Source organism: Endozoicomonas sp. PH6C (assembly GCF_059322965.1).
Genome location: NZ_CP185342.1, coordinates 3,517,144 through 3,534,072, shown reverse-complemented (window position 1 = coordinate 3,534,072; position 16,929 = coordinate 3,517,144). Strand labels below are relative to the sequence as shown.

Below are 16,929 nucleotides of genomic sequence, written 5' to 3'. Positions count from 1 at the left end.
CTGACATGTAACTTTGCGAAGCGTTCAGAGCAGCTCGAACAGATGCAGAACCTGCTGATTGCGGGCAAACCTTTTTACGCTATTCTCGCTGTCAAACAGGATGACAAAGTTAGTGTCGTTGACTTCAATGACTTTACCCTTCCCGAAAATGCTGTGTTTCAACCTCCGGTTAAGTTGCCATGGGGCATTTTCCGGTACTTCCCTGCGTAAGATGTTTTGTCGTGCTGACAGATAGGCCGGACTGTGAAACGAAGCGGAAGGCTTTGAGCGATGCTTTTCTGCCAGTGAAGGGATGGTTTCAATCCTTTGTGCCAGGTTCGGCTTTATTGCCTGAAAGTATCGACGTGCTGCTTTACTCAGGCCATTTTTCTTGAGTTGGTTGACCAGTTCATCCTCTGAGGCCTGGTTGAGTGACTGGCAAACGGATTTGACGTGAGGGACCTGCATCTCTTTCAGGAACTGGCTGATCTGTTGTGAGCCGTTATCCATCCAGCTTTTGGCTTTGGGCTGGAGAGATCCGTTGCTGGTAAACAGGTAGAGTTTTTCTCTGGCACGGGTCATGGCTACGTAGAGCAGTCGACGTTCACTTTCCAGATCTTCGCTGCTGCCCGGGGTCAGTTCATCTTCTCTTTTGAACGGCCAGTATTTTGAGGTCAGTCCCGGAATCAATACTGTCGACCATTCCAGCCCTTTAGCCCGGTGGCAGGAGCTGATCACGATCTGTTCGGTTCCGTGAGCGGTCTTTTGTCCCGAGGTTCTGGATGGTGTTTTCTGTTTGGATCTCAATTCATCCAGATGCAGGCAGCTTTCCCTGACGGTCAGGTTCATTTTTCTCAGATAGCTGAGGAATCCATCGATGGCCAGCAGTTGCTCTTCCGTTCTCTGATCATTAAGGCTCATGGATTGCAGGCTTTCCCTGAGCTCTGTGCGTTGAATGTAGCCTTGCAGTAATTCAGCAGCAGGTTGCTGATCGGATGTCTTTTCCAACGACTGTAATATCTCACCCCTGTCGTAAAGCTTCTGACGCTGATAATCACTGATTCCTGAAACTTTGCTGGCTAGCAGACCCAATTCTTTTCCCCATTGCTGATCCTGTTCCTGAAGGCGGGCAACCAGTTGTTTTAACAGGGCTGCTTTAACGCCCAGGTGAGGGAGGGTAAACAGCGAAGTCAATATCTCGGAACGAACGGCAGGGTTCAGGTGCTGCAACTCGCCTGAGGCCATTCTGAGGGCTGCGATCAAGGCTGATATTTCAGGACGGTCAAATAGGGAAGGGCCTTCACACTGGTAAGACAGACCGTTTGCCAGCAGTCTCAGCTCCAATGGGACGGATTGTGCCCAGACCCTCAAAAGCACAGCAATCCGGGAGTCGGAGTTGGAAATATGTTGCTGGATAGTGGCCAATACCCGTTCGGTATCTTCGCCTGCCCCTTGCGAGATTGAGATACTCGAATCCGGGTTGTCCGGGTGGGCAATACAGATCACATCTTTTCTGTTTTTGTTACGACTGATCAAGTGACTGGCTGCCATGGCGATCTCGTGGCCATAGCGAAAAGTATGAGGCAGAGTCAACTCATGAACGGCATCGGTGCTGGCGTAATCGGCTTCGAAATGCCGGAGAATATTCTGGATATTGGCTCCGGCAAATTCATAAATGGTTTGATCTGGATCGCCCACGGCAATCATTTTTGCCCGTTCACCAGCGATGATACGGGTCAATCGGTGTTGCAGGGTCGAAGTGTCCTGATATTCATCTACTATGATTCGATCTATTTTGTTGGTGATGCGGGGGATGACATTCGGGTTGGCTTCTATCAAACAGACTGTGTCGTACAGCATATCCGTGAAGGTTATTCTTTGATGCTGGTGGCGCCACTGTTCAAAGGCCTCAAAGAGTTCCACCAGAAATCGAAAATAATCAGGATAGTCTGCCTGTTCCAGAACTTCGCAGGGGGCGTTAAGACTGGCTTTAACGTTATCGATAAAACTGCTGGCCACTTCAATGTAACGGGCGCTGTCTGCTTTGATCCGGTCTTGCAGTACGTCAGGTGCCAATGCCAGCAGCAGTTCCCGGACTTTCAGTTCGATCTCTTTCTCTGTCAGGGGGCGGTGATTGTAGGTCGCTCTCAATCCCCAGCCTTCCAGCGACTTGAGAAGTTTCAGGCCTGTTGAGTGATAGGTCCGGACTATCGGAAGTGTCGGCCACTGTCGACAGCGCTTTCGAAGCTTGCGGGTAAAGTCCAGCTGGGCTGATTTGTTAAACATCATGACCATGATGCGTCGGGGAGGAACCCCCTGGTTCAGCAACTCATGAATGAGAAAGGAGAGGGTGGTGGTCTTACCTGAACCGGCCACGGCTATGCAAAGGGCATGTCCATCTACATGCCGGGTTACCCTCTGTTGAGGGCCGGTCAGTTCCATACAATCAATACGCCAGTGGGGATCTATCGGACAGAGTAATCATAGTACCAGATAATGGTCTCAGGAGTGCATACTTATGAATACTTTATCGAACCAGATTTTCTACAGGCTTCACACCTTTCAAAACTGAAGATCAAAACGCAGGTCTAATCCCGAGGCTTCAAAGTCGCCATCGCCGATTCCGTCATAATAGGCTGAACAATAAAAACTGACACCGTTGCTGCTGTAGAGGTTAATGCCGGTCTTGAGCATTGCTCTAAAACCCTCACCAGCCAGGCCGGATGAACCGGACGGAACTGGTGCAGAGTTTTTTTGTTTGAAGGTCCAGATTCCCTCAAACGTGAGAAAGGGTGACAGACGAGTGTCCGTGGACATTTTGAAGTCTTTTCTGACCGTTGGTCCAAACTGAAAAACGCCGGTTTCGACTTCAACCGAAGAAATGGCTACGTTCAACGAATCCAGATAGTCATCACTTTTTTCCTTGTAGTAGGACAGTCTTGCCTCTGGCGTGATTCGAGTTTCCTGTACCTGCCAGGTTCCGATCAGCGCAGCAGTTGCGAGCCAGCGTTCAGAATCAAACGAATCCCGATAGGTGCCAAAGGGTGAAATCCTGTTCTCTACTTTACCCCAACCAGCACGGGCATCGACATAGAAATTGTCTGACAGCTCTGTGGTCAAATACGGAGAGACCAGAAACCCAACACCTTCTGCTTCACTACCAGGGACTAAATACTCTAAGTCCGTCCAGTCACCCTGAACGGAAAGACCAACAAGAAGCTTTGGCTGGAACAAATAATCCATACCAATATGAAGAACTCCGAAACTGCCATCACCTTCTTTGTAATTGAACCTGCTGATTTGTCCCTCGGTCCAAACGTCGAACTTAAACGGGATCTCAGAGTTGGCTGCAAGCATAATCTGTTTGCCAACTGCGGTTGGGAATTGTGGTCGAGGGTCTGGATTTTCGAGAGAGCGATGAAAGTCATCCAGAGACAGCCCTGTTTTTGAAACTGAGGACGATCTACCGACCCGCTGGTCAGACCCTAATGTCGCGATCAATACATCGATATTTGCAAGAACCTGCTGAAGATTAGCGTGTAAACCAGGTGAGTACGCATGCGAATGCGCATTGCTTCTGCTGTAGGCAAAACTGACCCGATCTGCTCCGAGGCGCGCTGAGAATGGCAAGCTCCCGGCATTGAATGCAAAGCCGAAACCTTCGATGCCAGAAGTTCCTGGCATGCTATTTTCCAGTCTGTTGATGCGCCGGACGACATCGGGTTGGTGTTGCAGGATCAGCCTGGACCGCGCCTCCAGAAATTGCTCTATCTGATGCGTTGTGGCGCGCCGCGAGTCCTTCACATCAATCGTGCAAACAATCGATTCCGCAGAGGTAAGCAAGAGCGTACCAGTTTGTTTTTGTACGTCCAGAACGCCTGAGGGATTGTCGCATGTAGCACCTTCTACCCCGATACCATCCGGTGCCGAAAAGTTTATGGGATAACTGCCGGGAGGCAAAGGAATGGCTCCGGAACTGCCCGATCCGGATTTGACCGGAATGGCAGTGTTCAAGTCAGGAGCTGACGACCGAATAAAGAAAGTACCGTCGACGTCAGACCGGATCACAAGTGTTATTGAGCCAAGTGGTGAAGCCGAGACGATTACATCAAAGCTACAGGTCGCGACGTTACCCGCATGATCTGTTGCAGTATCCGTAAGGGTCGTTACTCCCAATGGAAAAGCGCTTCCGCTGTTTAAGCCGGCAGTAGGGCTCGATGTTTGTGTTGGTGTCACCGGGCCATCTTCATCGTCTGTTGCAGTGGGTGATGTAAATGTTACGACGGCTGAGGTCTCACCTGCTGGGGCGGTTTTGTATATGTTTGAAGGAACCCCCGAAAAAACGGGTGCGGTCTTGTCAACATGTGGTGAAGTCGTAACGACCACACCAAAACTGTAGGCCGCTATGTTACCCGCACGATCTGTCGCGGTATACGTAAGGGTCGTTACACCCAGTGGAAAGGCGCTTCCGCTGTTCAATCCGGGAGTAGGGCTGGAGGTTAGTGTTGGTGTCACCGGGCCATCGGTATTGTCTGTTGCAGTGGGTGACGCAAACGTAACGACGTATGACGTCTGTCCCGCCGGAGCGGTTACGTAGATGTCAGAGGGAACCCCCGAAAAAACCGGCGCAGTAATGTCAAATCTGCCACCATTTGCGACAAATGGCGTTATCTCCTCCGAGCCAGAAGGGACCGAGAAATTCAAGTTGACAATTTGTCCGTTGTCCTGAATGTAGTCGTGATTGATAGTGCAAGAGCCGAGGTCTGGATTGCATTCGTAAAAGAAGCCCGGTCTGAAATGGGTAGGTGCGACGCAACCTTGTCCCGCGCAGCTGCCTGAATAGTCGGAGATATTAAAATTGGGCACACCTGCTTCACCAAAGCCGATAAAAACCCGCTTGCTTTGCAAACGATTGATGACAGAAAACCCGTTGTTCGGATGTGCAGCCCCATTGAAAATGCAACTACTGGGTGATGTCGTGTAATCTCCTTCGGCCAGATCACCAAAGGAAGGTAGTCTTGGACAGGCTACCTGGGCCGTCGAAATCCGGGGTTCTAATAATCCAATTAAGGTGAGAAAGGCGAGTACCAGAAAGCGTTCTGAACAGTATCCCATGATGAGATCCAATTCTTAAGAAATCATTTAGTGGACAGAATCAAGTTGTCTTTCATTACATCAGAATATCATCAACATCAGATTCTAGTCAGAGAGCAGATTTGTAGCAATTTTGCAGGTTGCCGGAGTCGTCGGCAGATTGAGTGAAATCTTTGTATCCGTTTACAGGCGAATTCTACGGGACACAGGGTGTGTCATTATTATGTTTTTATTCGGTAATTACTTTCTATTAAAGCCAATAAATATATAAGTATAATGCCCCAAAAATCCGTTTTAAGGTGACCATCCCCGTGCAACACATGCTTATAAGTCTCTTGGGAATCGCAGTCCTATTGGGTATTGCAATATTATTATCGGACAACCGCAGAGCGATAAAGTTGCGAACCGTGGGTGGGGCATTTGCTATTCAGGCGGGTATCGGCGCATTCGTTCTTTATATCCCTGCCGGACAATACATTCTGGAAGCCATTACCAACGGCGTTAATGCTGTTATGGGATATGCTAACAGTGGTATTGGTTTCCTGTTTGGAGGACTGGCCAGCTTCAAGCTTGGCTTTATCTTCTTTGTCCATGTTCTCTCTGTCATTATCTTCTTTGCTGCTCTGGTGGCAGTGCTGTATTACCTGGGGATCATGCAGCTTGTCATCAAACTGTTTGGCGGCGCTCTGCACAAATTACTGGGCACCAGTCGCACAGAATCGCTTTCAGCTGCTGCTAACGTTTTTGTTGGTCAGACTGAAGCACCTCTGATGGTTCGTCCTTTCATCAGCCGTATGACTCAGTCCGAACTGTTTGCCGTTATGGTGGGCGGTCTGGCGTCTGTTGCCGGTGCAGTTATGGTGGGTTACGCCAGTATGGGGGTTGAGCTTAAGTACCTGATTGCTGCCAGTTTCATGGCGGCTCCGGGTGGCCTTTTGATGGCAAAAATTATCAAGCCTGAGACCGAGACACCTCATGATGACGTAGACGACATTGACGAGGAGGGCTCTGAAGAAAAGCCAGCTAATATTTTTGATGCTGCTGCTTCGGGTGCTGCCAGTGGTCTCAAACTGGCTGCCATGATTGGTGCCATGTTGCTGGCTTTCATCTCCCTGATTGCCATGCTTAACGGTTTGCTGGGTTGGGTTGGTGGCTGGTTGGGTTATCCTGACCTGACCATAGAACTGATCCTGGGTTATGCCTTCTCTCCTCTGGCTTACCTGATCGGCGTACCCTGGTCTGAAGCTCTGACTGCAGGTAGCTTCCTGGGTCAGAAAGTGATCGTTAACGAGTTTGTTGCTTTCAGCAGTCTGGCTAACTACGTCGATGCTGAAGCAGCAGCCAAGGCCGGTGTTGCCTTGTTGTCTGATCGTTCTCAGGCAATTCTGACCTTTGCCCTCTGTGGCTTCGCCAACATTTCATCCATTGCTATTCTGCTGGGTGGTCTGGGCTCTATGGCGCCTGACCGTCGTCAGGACATCGCCCGCTTTGGTCTGAAAGCGGTGGTAGCGGGTACACTCTCTAACTTGATGAGTGCCACTATTGCCGGTCTGTTCCTGGCCTTGGCCGTTTAAAGTCCGTTATTGGGTGAGTCGTAGTCAACGGCTCATTCAATTCTTCCTGACTGACTCCGCTATTTTCTATATTTTCTCTTCTATTGATTGGGTTTTCAGGGCTAACATTCAGCTATTTCAAATGGGCTACAAGACCCCCTCTGCTTCTCAGACCATGACGATTCTCCATCTGCTGTCGGGCCTAACCTGCTGGATCAGGTGCAGACCGGAACGGGAAGGGCAAAGGATCCTGTTTGCCAATAAGTCAGAAATTGACGCCGAATCAATAGGTCGCATCGAAATCTATGACAGTGACTCGACTGTGGATATGCCTGAGGGTGTGCCGCGCGAGAAAAGGCAGGGCAAGAAAAAGTCGGTTGAGAAAAAGCAGAAAGCCAGGGGCCGTATGAAAAGAAGGAGTGATCACTACCTGTGCCCTTGCTCGATGAAACTACGAAACTTCTACCTTGAAATGTTCTGTTTTGTAGAGGTTTTTTTCAAAGGAAGATATATCCGGGGATTTGCGTTTTCCCAGTCTGGAGCTATAACGACAGTTGCGCCATCTAGTTCGTAAGTTTCTTGTTTCAAGCAACTAGCAACTGTTGAGGGAAACGCTATGTCTGCAAGCCATTCCCCGGGTGTCGGTGAGCCATGTGCGGTAAGAGGCTCGGTCCTGTCCTACCGGGACGACCCCTTCCAGTCGCCGCTGGAAGAGTGTGTCGTCCACGAGCCCGACGGTGTGATAGTGATGCAGGACGGAAAGATCTCAGCTTTTGGTCCTGCTGATCAGGTCCTGCCCTCTTTGCCCGAGGGCATAGAAGTCACTAACTACAGAGATTCCCTGATTGTCCCCGGTTTCATTGACTGCCACGTGCACTACCCGCAGACGGAAATCATTGGTGCGTATGGCAAGCAGTTGCTCGACTGGCTGAATAAATACACCTTTGTTGCCGAGCAAAACTTCAGGGACAAGGCGCATGCCCTGGAAGTCGCGAAAGTGTTCCTGCAAGAGGGTTTGCGCAGTGGCACGACCACCTCCTGTGTCTTCTGCACCGTAGACCCGGTGTCGGTGGATGCTTTCTTCGAGGAATCCGAGAAGCTGGGGATGCGCAATATCGCAGGTAAGGTGTTGATGGACCGCAACGCGCCCCCGGAACTGATGGACACGGCGCAGAACGGCTACGACCAGACCAAGGAACTGATTGCCCGATGGCATAACAGGGGGCGCAGCCTCTACTGTGTTACGCCGCGTTTCGCTCCAACCAGTACTCCTGAGCAGATGGAGATGACCGGGGCTGTATGGAAAGAGCACCCCGGTACTTATTTGCAAAGCCATGTGTCGGAGAATCTGGGCGAGATTGAGTGGGTCAGGGAACTGTACCCAGCGCGTACCGGGTATCTGGACGTATACCACTATTATGGGCAGCTGGGTGAGCGCAGCATTCTTGGCCACGGTGTCCATTTGACTGAAGAGGAATTTCAGATCCTGCACGATACCGGAACGGCGATTTCCCACTGCCCAACTTCCAACCTGTTCCTGGGCAGTGGCCTGTTCAGCGTGGAAACTGCCATGGACAGCAAGCGGCCGATTCGGGTCGGTTTGGCAACCGACCTCGGTGCTGGCACCAATTTCTCCCAGTTAGTCACCATGAACGAGGCTTACAAGGTCGCGCAAATGGGTGGTTATTCCCTGAGTGCCCATCACGCTTATTACCTGGCAACCCGTGGCGCTGCCAATGCCCTGTACCTTGATGACAAGATCGGCAGCATTGCGGTCGGGATGGAGGCAGACATTGCGGTGTTGGATCTAAAGGCAACCCCGTTGATGGATTATCGCCTGAAGTACGCAAACGACCTGGACGAGGTTTTGTTTGTGCTCATGACACTGGGCGATGATCGCACTGCACGTGCGACCTACGTCAACGGCAATTGCGTGTACCAGCGAGTAGCCAGTGAGACACAAGCATGACATGAAATGAAATAGCTCTCCATCAAACCTGGCCAGACAGGAGTATCAGCATGAGTAGGCAAAGCACCCTGGGTGGCGGACAGGCCTGGATCAACTGGCTACTGGCAACCGCTTTTGTCGTTTTTGTTTTCACCTTCCAGACGGGCTATGCCATCACTAGCGTGGGCATGCAGGAAGATCTTTCGCTGACGGTGGCCCAGGTGGGTTTGATTGGCTCTATCTATACCTGGGCATTTGCCGTGGTGCAGTTCTCCAGTGGCTCTATCCTGGATCGCTTCGGCATTCGCTGGGTCTTGCCCATCGCAGCGGGCTTTGTCTCGGTTGGGGGGTTAATTTTTGCCAATGCGGATGGCCCCAAAGTATTGGTATTGGGGCAGGTGCTGATGGCCTTGGGTGCATCCTTCGGCTTTGTCGGGGCCGGCTTTACCGGAGGGAGCTGGTTCGGTGCTGCCAAGTACGGAATTATGTTCTGCTGGGTACAGTTTGTGGCGTCCGCCGCAGCAATTATTGGCCAGCGTGTGCTGGGCAGCCTGGTACAGGAATTACCCTGGAACAACGTATTGAATGGCCTTGCTCTGGGCGGAACAGCTCTGACGGCAGTTATGTTTATCGTGATGCGAGATCCGACACGGAAGGACCAGCACCTCATTCCCTGGGAGGGGGGGCGTAAATTCCTGCACGATGTGGTGCATGCGATCAACGAGGTGGCATCCATCCCGGACAGTTGGATCAACGCTCTCATTGGTGGTGCGACTTTCGGCACCATGCTGTCTATGGGGGTGGTTTGGGGTCCCAAGTACCTGATGGTCGCGGGTATGGGGCAGACTGACGCGTTTTTCACCAGCTCGATGATGTGGGGTGGACTCGCACTGGGCGCGCCGGTTTGGGGTTGGCTCTCAGACACTTTCCGTAGCCGCAGGAAAACCATGTTCGTTGGCTGCTTTCTCCAGCTACTGACCATTCTATTCATTCTGTTAAATCCTTCCATGTCACCGCAACAAGCGAATATCTTCTTCTTCGCCTGGGGATGGATGGCTGGTGCGTCCATGCTGAACTTTCCGATTGCTGCGGAGTTGGTGGAGCCACACCTCATTGGCACCTCGGCCGCCGTTGTGAATGCGGTGCAGTTCATTGTGGGCGGTATCATCATGGCAATTCCTGGTCGGGTCCTGTCGGGCTCAGGGCTGGTGGCGCGGATAGCCGATATAGAAGGAGATGCCGCGCAAACCGTCGTCAACTATCAATGGGCCCTGGTGTGTATTCCACTAATCCTGGCTCTGGCGTGTTTCCTATTTCTGTTCCTGCGAGAGACTTATCCTCACGAAAGCCAGGCCTAGCAGCCTGTCGGACTTAAGCGTCCGTAGCGAGGATTGCAAGAAATTGAGGATAAAAATCTCTGTTTCTGAGGAGAATAGCGAGCTATTTGACGAAAAAACAGGGATTTTTAGACCAATTTATTGCAACCGCACGACTGCATGGATGCAGGAGCTAGAGCAACGCAGGAGCAGTTGCCGAGTAGGACAGTCTTAAGTCCGACAGGCTGCTAGTCAGGGTGTTTAATGCCAGAGCGGCCGTTACGGTAGATTATTCAATGAACAAAAGGATCAGCAATTGCATTGCGATTAGCCTGTTGAGTTTTAACCTGTCGCAGGGGGCAAAGTCCGGATATTCGATTACCAGTCCAATGAAGTGCAGCACCACTTCGTTCGCTATGAGATACCGTTGCTGAATGAGTCCAAGGAAGAGAACGGCTATGTGTGATCCAGCGTAAAGACGGTTGGCTAGCTATGAACTTTTTTATCCGTTGACTGTCCAAGGGCATAGTTTTTCAAGAATGTTATATTGTATGAGTTGCGGATTAGCACTAACAAACTTTGCTCCGGCCAGTTTGGGCGCTTCGGGCAGAGAGGGATTGCAGCCATCACATTATGGTACCTCAGGAGCAAAGACCCATGAGGCAACAACAAAAAGTTCATCTACCTTAGATCCGAATGCTGCATTTTTCACAAAAAGCGCACTGTCTCAGAATGATATGGGTACTCTGACATACTTTTTTTTAGACATCCCTTGTCGTAGAGTAATGAGTTCTCTATCAGACAGGGGAAAGCCGGGCGGAATACTTTAATCAGATTCAGGAAGTTTGCTCAACTCCTGTCTGATAAGTGATGCAGAATCGGTAGTGGAACTTTGGGCGATCGCTTTATCCAATCATAATTAACGGGTGTGTTCATGCAGGAACGAGGGCAAGTTGCAGCCTGGGGTATCATTACCACGGTGCTCCTGATTCATTTAACCATGGCATCCGGAGTGCCACTGGGTGTTGATGAAGCTCACTATGCACTTTATGCCCTTCATCCGGCCCTGAGTTATTTTGATCATCCACCTATGGTGGGCTGGTTACAACTTCTGGTGGCACCGCTGGGGTACGATGAATTTACAGTCAGGCTTGTCCCTGCGATTCTTTATGCGTTAAGCAGTTATCTGGCATTCAGGGTCAGCAGGATACTTTTTCCTGATGGTCCGGTCTGGATCGGACTGGTGGCAGTCTTTCTGATCAATACGGCACCTATTCTGCAGTTGATGGGGTGGGGGCTGGTACCTGATCTGCCCCTGATGGTCTTTGGTCTCTTGTCGCTGGAATTGATTTACCGCATCCACCATGACAATTGTTTACCTTATTGGCTGGCTCTGGGTATCGTCTTTGGTTTGGCGGGGTTGAGCAAATATACGGCGGTATTCCTGCCCCTGGGCATGATACTTTTCATGATTCAGCATCAGGGACTGAGATGGCTTCGACAGGCCGGTCCATGGTTGGCAGCTTCGATAGCACTGGTGTTGATTTTTCCTGTACTCCTCTGGAATGCTGACAACGATTGGGCATCTCTGGCTTACCAGTTTAATCGTGGTGTCGGGGTTGAGGAGTGGTCATTAAAAGAAGCTCTGGTCATGCAATTGGCGCAAATGCTTCTCTATTCCATACTGGCTTATGTTGCCGCCATAGCGGCCATTTTTTCACTGATCAGGAAACGAATCCCGGAGCGCCACAGGGCATCTTCCTGGCTGATTATCTGGAGTGCTGTGCCATTACTGGCTGTGACCAGCTGGTCTGCCGGTGATGGCACAGTGTTGCCTAACTGGCCAGCCCTGGGTTGGACACTACTGGCGCCTTTGTCGGCCTATTGGATCTGCCATGGCTGGTCCCGTTTGTGGGTGAAAGGTCTGGTTGTTTTTTCTTCCATCCTGTCACTGGGACTGATTGGCTTTGTGTTTTTCTTTCTGGCCTTTATGCCTCTTTCTACTTTCCCTTTCATGACCTCAGCCATCAAGGACCTGGTGGGCTGGAAAGCAGCGGCTGAACAGGCGCAGTTATTGAAGCAGAAGTGGCAGAAAGAAGCAGGAATAGAATCGGTTCTGATGGTGGATAACTGGACCAAGGCCAGTCGCATAGCCTGGTATGCCTACCCTGAACCCGTGCAACTGCTGACCGACCGATTAACCCAGTTTGATTTCTGGCACGGCAAACCAGAATCCGGTAGTTATGGTCTGCTGGTACGCGATAAGAAATCAGCCCCTGAGAGTGGCCGCCTTAAAATACAGAACTTTTCCTGCATACTGGTCGATGAGACAGAATCCGGGCTGGACACTATTACGGTTAATCGATTCCAGTTTTATCGGTGTCAGGCCGCTCAGTAACTGAGGTTTTATTTAAAGCCTCATCCCCGGTCTATTGATGGGGTTTTTGTGCTTTTCTGTACGGCTTGCCTTTAACATTGATTTCATCAGTTTTTTTATTCTGTCTTTGCATATTCTTCTGTTTGCTGTAACTTGGTTTTTAGTGCTGGATAATTTCATCTGTTCATGATGAATCATCATTTTTATCGCTGAAAGCTGTTTTGACAGGGTTTCGAGGTTATATAAGGAATGTCCGATTTGCTCGGAGTCGATTCTGGCCGGTCTCGCTCAACAATCTATAAAGCCAGCTGCTTTCTGCTTCCCTTCGTGGCGCTGTTTTTAGTCACTGAGGTCAATCATTCAGTTTTTTATCAGGTCAATGACTGGGGTGTTGAGTCGCCCGCTGCTGTTTTCTGGGTGTTATTAACCAACCTGGGGGATGGCTTTTTCCTCTTTCCTCTGGCTATGTTGTTGTTTTATAAAAAGCCCGACAAACAGCTGGCGATTATTTTTACCATGTTGGTGGGTGACTTTTTATTGAGTGGTGGTAAAGCTCTCCTTCCCTTCTCACGTCCGGTCGGCGAGCTGGGGCTTGAAGCCGTTAATGTCCTGGGGCCTGTTTTAAAAACAGATACCATGCCTTCGGGGCATACCGGTACGGTTTTTCTTTTGGTTGGACTTTCGTTTCTTTATTTGAATTCACTCACTCAATACCTGCTTCTTTCGATTGCAATTCTTTCTGCAATCTCACGCATTGTTGTCGGGGCTCATTGGCCGTTTGATATTTTCCTGGGCGCCTGGGTGGGTATTCTTGCTGCTGTGACAGGGGACTTCCTGGCCAGTAAAGTGGCATCTGGCCTTAAGAGTCGGATGGTCTTTATTCTTCTGGGTTTGTTGTGCGTGGCTGTATTGCCATTCTACGACAATGGATTCCGCTCTTATAAAGTGATTATGTATTTACAATTTGTACTTGCGTTGCTGGCTCTGGTTTTATCCGCTCACTGTATGTTCTCTCTTTATCAGGACGAGCTGGAAGCTCGCATGAAACAATCAGGAACCCTGTTGAACAAGCTATTTATGACAGGGCAGAGACTGACCAAGTTCGGCATGGTAGGAGCCAGTGGATTCTTGGTGGATATGGGTTTTTACACTCTCTCAGTGCAGTGGCTGGGAGTGCCTCACTTGCTGGCAAGAGGTGGTTCCTATTGGGTCGCTGCCAGCTGGAACTGGTTCTGGAATCGTACTTTTACTTTTTCCCATGTCCCCAAAGAGAAAAAACTGAAACAGTGGAGTAAATATCTGACTATGTGTATGGTCAGTTTTATCCCCAACTGGGGAACTTATTATTTATTAACGTCCTTTGTACCTTTCTTTACGGAATACAAACAGCTGGCACTGATATCCGGTGTTTTGGCGGGCATGTTATTTAATTTCACCATAGCAACGGTATTTGTTTTTTCAGGACAAAAGTCCAATGTAGCTAAGGGGGCCAACCTGTGAAAGTAGATACTATGCGATGGGTTGATCATTATGTGGGTGTTCCACTCTGTTTTCTTTTAAAACTGGTTTTCTGGCCTTTTGACTGGATTCATAAGGGGCAGAAGACGGTTTCTAACAATGTACTGTTGATTGAGTTGTCTGAAATGGGCAGTGCTATTCTGGCTGACCCTTCCATGCGCTGGCTGAAGGGACAGGGCAAAACCCTGCATTTTGTCATTTTTGAGAAAAATGCGACCAGCCTGCAGTTGTTAAATACCATTCATCGGGACAATATTTTCCTGATTAAACCGGATAATTTATTCAGCCTGGCAATCAGTAGCCTTAAATTCCTGATCTGGTGTCGGAAAAAGAAAATTGATACGGTGATTGATCTGGAGTTGTTCTCACGTTTTACAGCCATTCTGAGTCGACTCTGCGGTGCCAGCAATCGGACAGGTTTTGATCGGGTTCATGAAGAGGGTCTGTACCGGGGTAATTACTTAACTCACCCGGTGATGTATAACCCATACAGCCATATTTCGAAAAACTTTATGACTCTGGTGAGGGCTTCTCAAAATACACCTTATCAGCCTTATCAGAAAGAGCTATTGGATGAGTCAATTCAACTGGCCAGAGCAGAAGTAAGCAGTGATCTGAGATCATCGGTGATCACCAAGCTGAAATCGCTTTATGTCGGTTTTGAACCGGGTGTTCAGCGTCTGGTGCTTGTGAACCCTAATGCCAGTGACCTGCTCCCCCAGAGACGATGGATGAAAGATCGTTACGTTGACGTTATTCGGACTTTGCTGGCCGAGTACTCAGATATTCTGGTGGTCATTACCGGTGCTCCGGCAGAACGTCCAGAAGCTGAAATTCTCAGACAGCGGGTGAAACATGAACGCTGTCTCAACAGTGCCGGTGCTTTTGAGTTTAAGGAGCTGGTTCCCCTTTACTCTCTCTCTGAACTGATGTTGTCCAATGATTCCGGACCTCCTCATTTTGCCTCCGTCACAGAACTGAAAACCTTTGTGATATTCGGTCCGGAAACACCCGCACTTTACGGTGCCCTCGGGAATTCAACTCCGATCTATGCCGGATTGCCCTGTTCGCCCTGTGTCAGTGCCGCGAATCACAGGAAGACCAGTTGCAACGATAACCAGTGTCTGAAAGCCATTGACTCCCGACAAGTACTGGATTTACTCAGGCCAGTGCTGGATAACAGCCTGATCTTGAAAGCAGGTTAGGGGTCGGGAGAAAGGATTCTCTAATTGCAACCGGTCATTACCAGAGCATGTGTTACACTAAATTTTAATAAAGTATCTTTTTCGATTATCGACGAGAGTTCAAGGATGAACCTGACAACAAGGATTCTTCGCTCACGCAAGGAAAAGCGTTATTCCCAACAAGTTTTGGCTGATCTGATCGGTGTCTCCCGAAGTGCTCTGGCTCAGTGGGAAACCGAAATGAGCAGTCCCAGTCTTGAAAATCTCCGCAAAATGGCTGAGCTTCTGGAAGTTTCATTTGAATGGTTGGCGACAGGCAGGGGGAATCAGTACCTGACTTCACCTGCAGATACCATCTGCGACACTCAAGTCGATGATGAGATCATTCGCAGCCTGAACAGAATGAACCTGAAGAAAAAGCGGGCCATTCTTAATGTCATGAGAGCCATGGGGTGATCGGCTTCAGAGGCTCATATTCTCACTTCACATGCTCGGAGGTGAGTTGTTAAAAAGTTAATTTTATTTCCGTTTTTTGCCCTTGCAGCCACAGGTGCAAATGCCAAAGTGACATTTGAAGGCTCGTTGGGCGTCTTAAATGGAGAGGCGACCGAGTTAGTCTATATCGACGGGGAACGAGCCAGCCAACTCGATTGGGAAACTTACAATGCCCCTGTTATCAAGCTAGGTGCAATTTGGGATTTAGACCCAAGATGGACATTTAATGCAGACTACTGGATGACACTGACGCAAGGCAATGGCTATTTGACAGATAGGGACTGGGAGTCAGGAATAGCTGAACCATCTGACATATCAAAACACCCTCACACAAAAACAACCAGGGCCTCTGCAATAGATCTAAGTGCTTCTTATTGGCTGCTTTCAAAAAGCGATTATAAAGTAGGCGTTACTGGCGGCCTGTTTGGCCAAAAAATGCACTATGAGGCACGTGGAGGTTCATATAATTACGATTTCGGTGAGGATGTAGGAACTATACCTCATGACACTCTTGGAGTTTCATACCAGCAAACATTTTTAACGTTATATCTGGGATTGAGTGGAGACTACAGAGTCGGAAAGTCTCAGTATGGTGCCCAAATAAAATGGAGCCCTCTGGTTAAAGCTGAAGACTTCGATACGCACCATCTTAGTGATACGACTTATGACGGCAAAGGCAGTAGCCATTCAACTTACACCTCTTTATCGTTTAATTACGCCTATCAACTAAGTCCGAGGATGAAAATTTACAGTGAATATACTTTCACAAAATTTTCTGAGAAAAACATTAATCTCAAGACCGATGATGGTTTTGAAACATTCTATTTGAAAGACGGAGGCGGAGCAGCCAGCGAAAGTTCATTAATATCGGTTGGACTAAAGTACAGCTTCTTATAGCTTGTATACACTATTGCTTGATAAAAGGCGCTGAAAAGCGCCTTTTCAATAACCAAGCATCAAACAACTATTTTTGGCTGCAATGAAAGAGGCTCACCGAAGGCCTGTCAGAACAAAAGCCTTATTGGCATTGTCCAGACAGGTCCTCTCCATTTTGCTTTGATCGAGCCGGTTTGGGTAGTGACGCGGTAGACAACTTTGTGTTGTCTGGTTATTTCACCACTTCCCGCAGTTTGTTTCCCGGTTTGAATTGCGGCAATTTACAGGCGGGTATATGAATTTCCTGGCCTGTTTGCGGGTTCCTTCCCTTGCGCGCCGCTCGATCCACCACTGAAAAAGTTCCAAACCCGATCAGCTGCACAATATCCCCTTTTGCAAGGGTATCCTGGGTATTTTGAATGAAGGCATTGACGGCCTGCTCCGCCTTGTTCTTTGAAAGGTTGGATTGCTCTGCGACCTTTTCAACAAGTTCTTTCTTGTTCATAGCGCGTCTCAACAATGATTACCTGTGGGTGAGAAGGAATACCCACCCGGAGCAACTCTGGATGGGCGACGGGCATCTCTGGTA

General features: G+C 49.3%; 11 protein-coding genes. 8 read left to right on the top strand and 3 right to left on the bottom strand.

Going from position 1 to position 16,929, the window contains the following annotated elements; genetic code table 11:
* Positions 1–24: 24 nt before the first annotated feature.
* Together ACOMG9_RS13370 and ACOMG9_RS13365 are read right to left on the bottom strand one after the other, a co-directional pair.
* A complete protein-coding gene (locus tag ACOMG9_RS13370; protein ID WP_494530349.1) occupies positions 25–2,421 on the bottom strand; it encodes an ATP-dependent helicase in 2,397 nt (798 codons plus the stop codon).
* Between the two features lie 120 nt (positions 2,422–2,541).
* Complete coding sequence (locus ACOMG9_RS13365; RefSeq protein ID WP_494530348.1) at positions 2,542–5,094, bottom strand: HYR domain-containing protein; 2,553 nt, start codon at positions 5,092–5,094, stop codon at positions 2,542–2,544.
* Positions 5,095–5,393: 299 nt separating this feature from the next.
* Between ACOMG9_RS13365 and ACOMG9_RS13360 the strand changes: the two genes are divergently transcribed.
* From ACOMG9_RS13360 to ACOMG9_RS13325, 8 genes are all read left to right on the top strand, one after another.
* Entirely contained in the window at positions 5,394–6,647 is a 1,254-nt protein-coding gene (locus ACOMG9_RS13360; RefSeq protein ID WP_448218646.1) for a NupC/NupG family nucleoside CNT transporter, read from the top strand.
* A gap of 595 nt (positions 6,648–7,242) precedes the next feature.
* Positions 7,243–8,595, top strand: coding sequence for a guanine deaminase (gene guaD, locus ACOMG9_RS13355; RefSeq protein ID WP_422133996.1), 1,353 nt, complete (start codon positions 7,243–7,245; stop codon positions 8,593–8,595).
* Between the two features lie 50 nt (positions 8,596–8,645).
* Entirely contained in the window at positions 8,646–9,932 is a 1,287-nt protein-coding gene (locus tag ACOMG9_RS13350) for an MFS transporter (RefSeq protein ID WP_494530347.1), read from the top strand.
* 892 nt (positions 9,933–10,824) lie between these two features.
* Positions 10,825–12,288: a glycosyltransferase family 39 protein gene (locus tag ACOMG9_RS13345; RefSeq protein WP_448217253.1), complete on the top strand. Its 1,464-nt coding sequence runs from the start codon at positions 10,825–10,827 to the stop codon at positions 12,286–12,288.
* A 228-nt stretch (positions 12,289–12,516) separates the two neighbouring features.
* Complete coding sequence (locus ACOMG9_RS13340) at positions 12,517–13,767, top strand: GtrA family protein (protein WP_448217252.1); 1,251 nt, start codon at positions 12,517–12,519, stop codon at positions 13,765–13,767.
* The gene (locus ACOMG9_RS13335; protein WP_448217251.1) at positions 13,764–14,990 is read left to right on the top strand and encodes a glycosyltransferase family 9 protein; all 1,227 of its coding nucleotides are present in this window, start codon (positions 13,764–13,766) and stop codon (positions 14,988–14,990) included. The genes ACOMG9_RS13340 and ACOMG9_RS13335 overlap by 4 nt, the downstream gene beginning before the upstream one ends.
* A 105-nt stretch (positions 14,991–15,095) precedes the next feature.
* Complete coding sequence (locus tag ACOMG9_RS13330; protein WP_422133991.1) at positions 15,096–15,425, top strand: helix-turn-helix domain-containing protein; 330 nt, start codon at positions 15,096–15,098, stop codon at positions 15,423–15,425.
* Between the two features lie 108 nt (positions 15,426–15,533).
* Complete coding sequence (locus ACOMG9_RS13325) at positions 15,534–16,361, top strand: omptin family outer membrane protease (protein WP_448217250.1); 828 nt, start codon at positions 15,534–15,536, stop codon at positions 16,359–16,361.
* Between the two features lie 211 nt (positions 16,362–16,572).
* On the opposite strand, the gene ACOMG9_RS13320 is transcribed toward ACOMG9_RS13325, so the two are convergent.
* Positions 16,573–16,845, bottom strand: coding sequence for an HU family DNA-binding protein (locus ACOMG9_RS13320; RefSeq protein WP_257254590.1), 273 nt, complete (start codon positions 16,843–16,845; stop codon positions 16,573–16,575).
* Positions 16,846–16,929 lie beyond the last annotated feature (84 nt).

Coding starts and splice junctions, on each gene's coding strand:
- ACOMG9_RS13370 (WP_494530349.1), bottom strand. CDS start 2,421: ATGGAACTGACCGGCCCTCAACAGAGGGTAACCCGGCATGTAGATGGA.
- ACOMG9_RS13365 (WP_494530348.1), bottom strand. CDS start 5,094: ATGGGATACTGTTCAGAACGCTTTCTGGTACTCGCCTTTCTCACCTTA.
- ACOMG9_RS13360 (WP_448218646.1), top strand. CDS start 5,394: ATGCTTATAAGTCTCTTGGGAATCGCAGTCCTATTGGGTATTGCAATA.
- guaD (WP_422133996.1), top strand. CDS start 7,243: ATGTCTGCAAGCCATTCCCCGGGTGTCGGTGAGCCATGTGCGGTAAGA.
- ACOMG9_RS13350 (WP_494530347.1), top strand. CDS start 8,646: ATGAGTAGGCAAAGCACCCTGGGTGGCGGACAGGCCTGGATCAACTGG.
- ACOMG9_RS13345 (WP_448217253.1), top strand. CDS start 10,825: ATGCAGGAACGAGGGCAAGTTGCAGCCTGGGGTATCATTACCACGGTG.
- ACOMG9_RS13340 (WP_448217252.1), top strand. CDS start 12,517: ATGTCCGATTTGCTCGGAGTCGATTCTGGCCGGTCTCGCTCAACAATC.
- ACOMG9_RS13330 (WP_422133991.1), top strand. CDS start 15,096: ATGAACCTGACAACAAGGATTCTTCGCTCACGCAAGGAAAAGCGTTAT.
- ACOMG9_RS13320 (WP_257254590.1), bottom strand. CDS start 16,845: ATGAACAAGAAAGAACTTGTTGAAAAGGTCGCAGAGCAATCCAACCTT.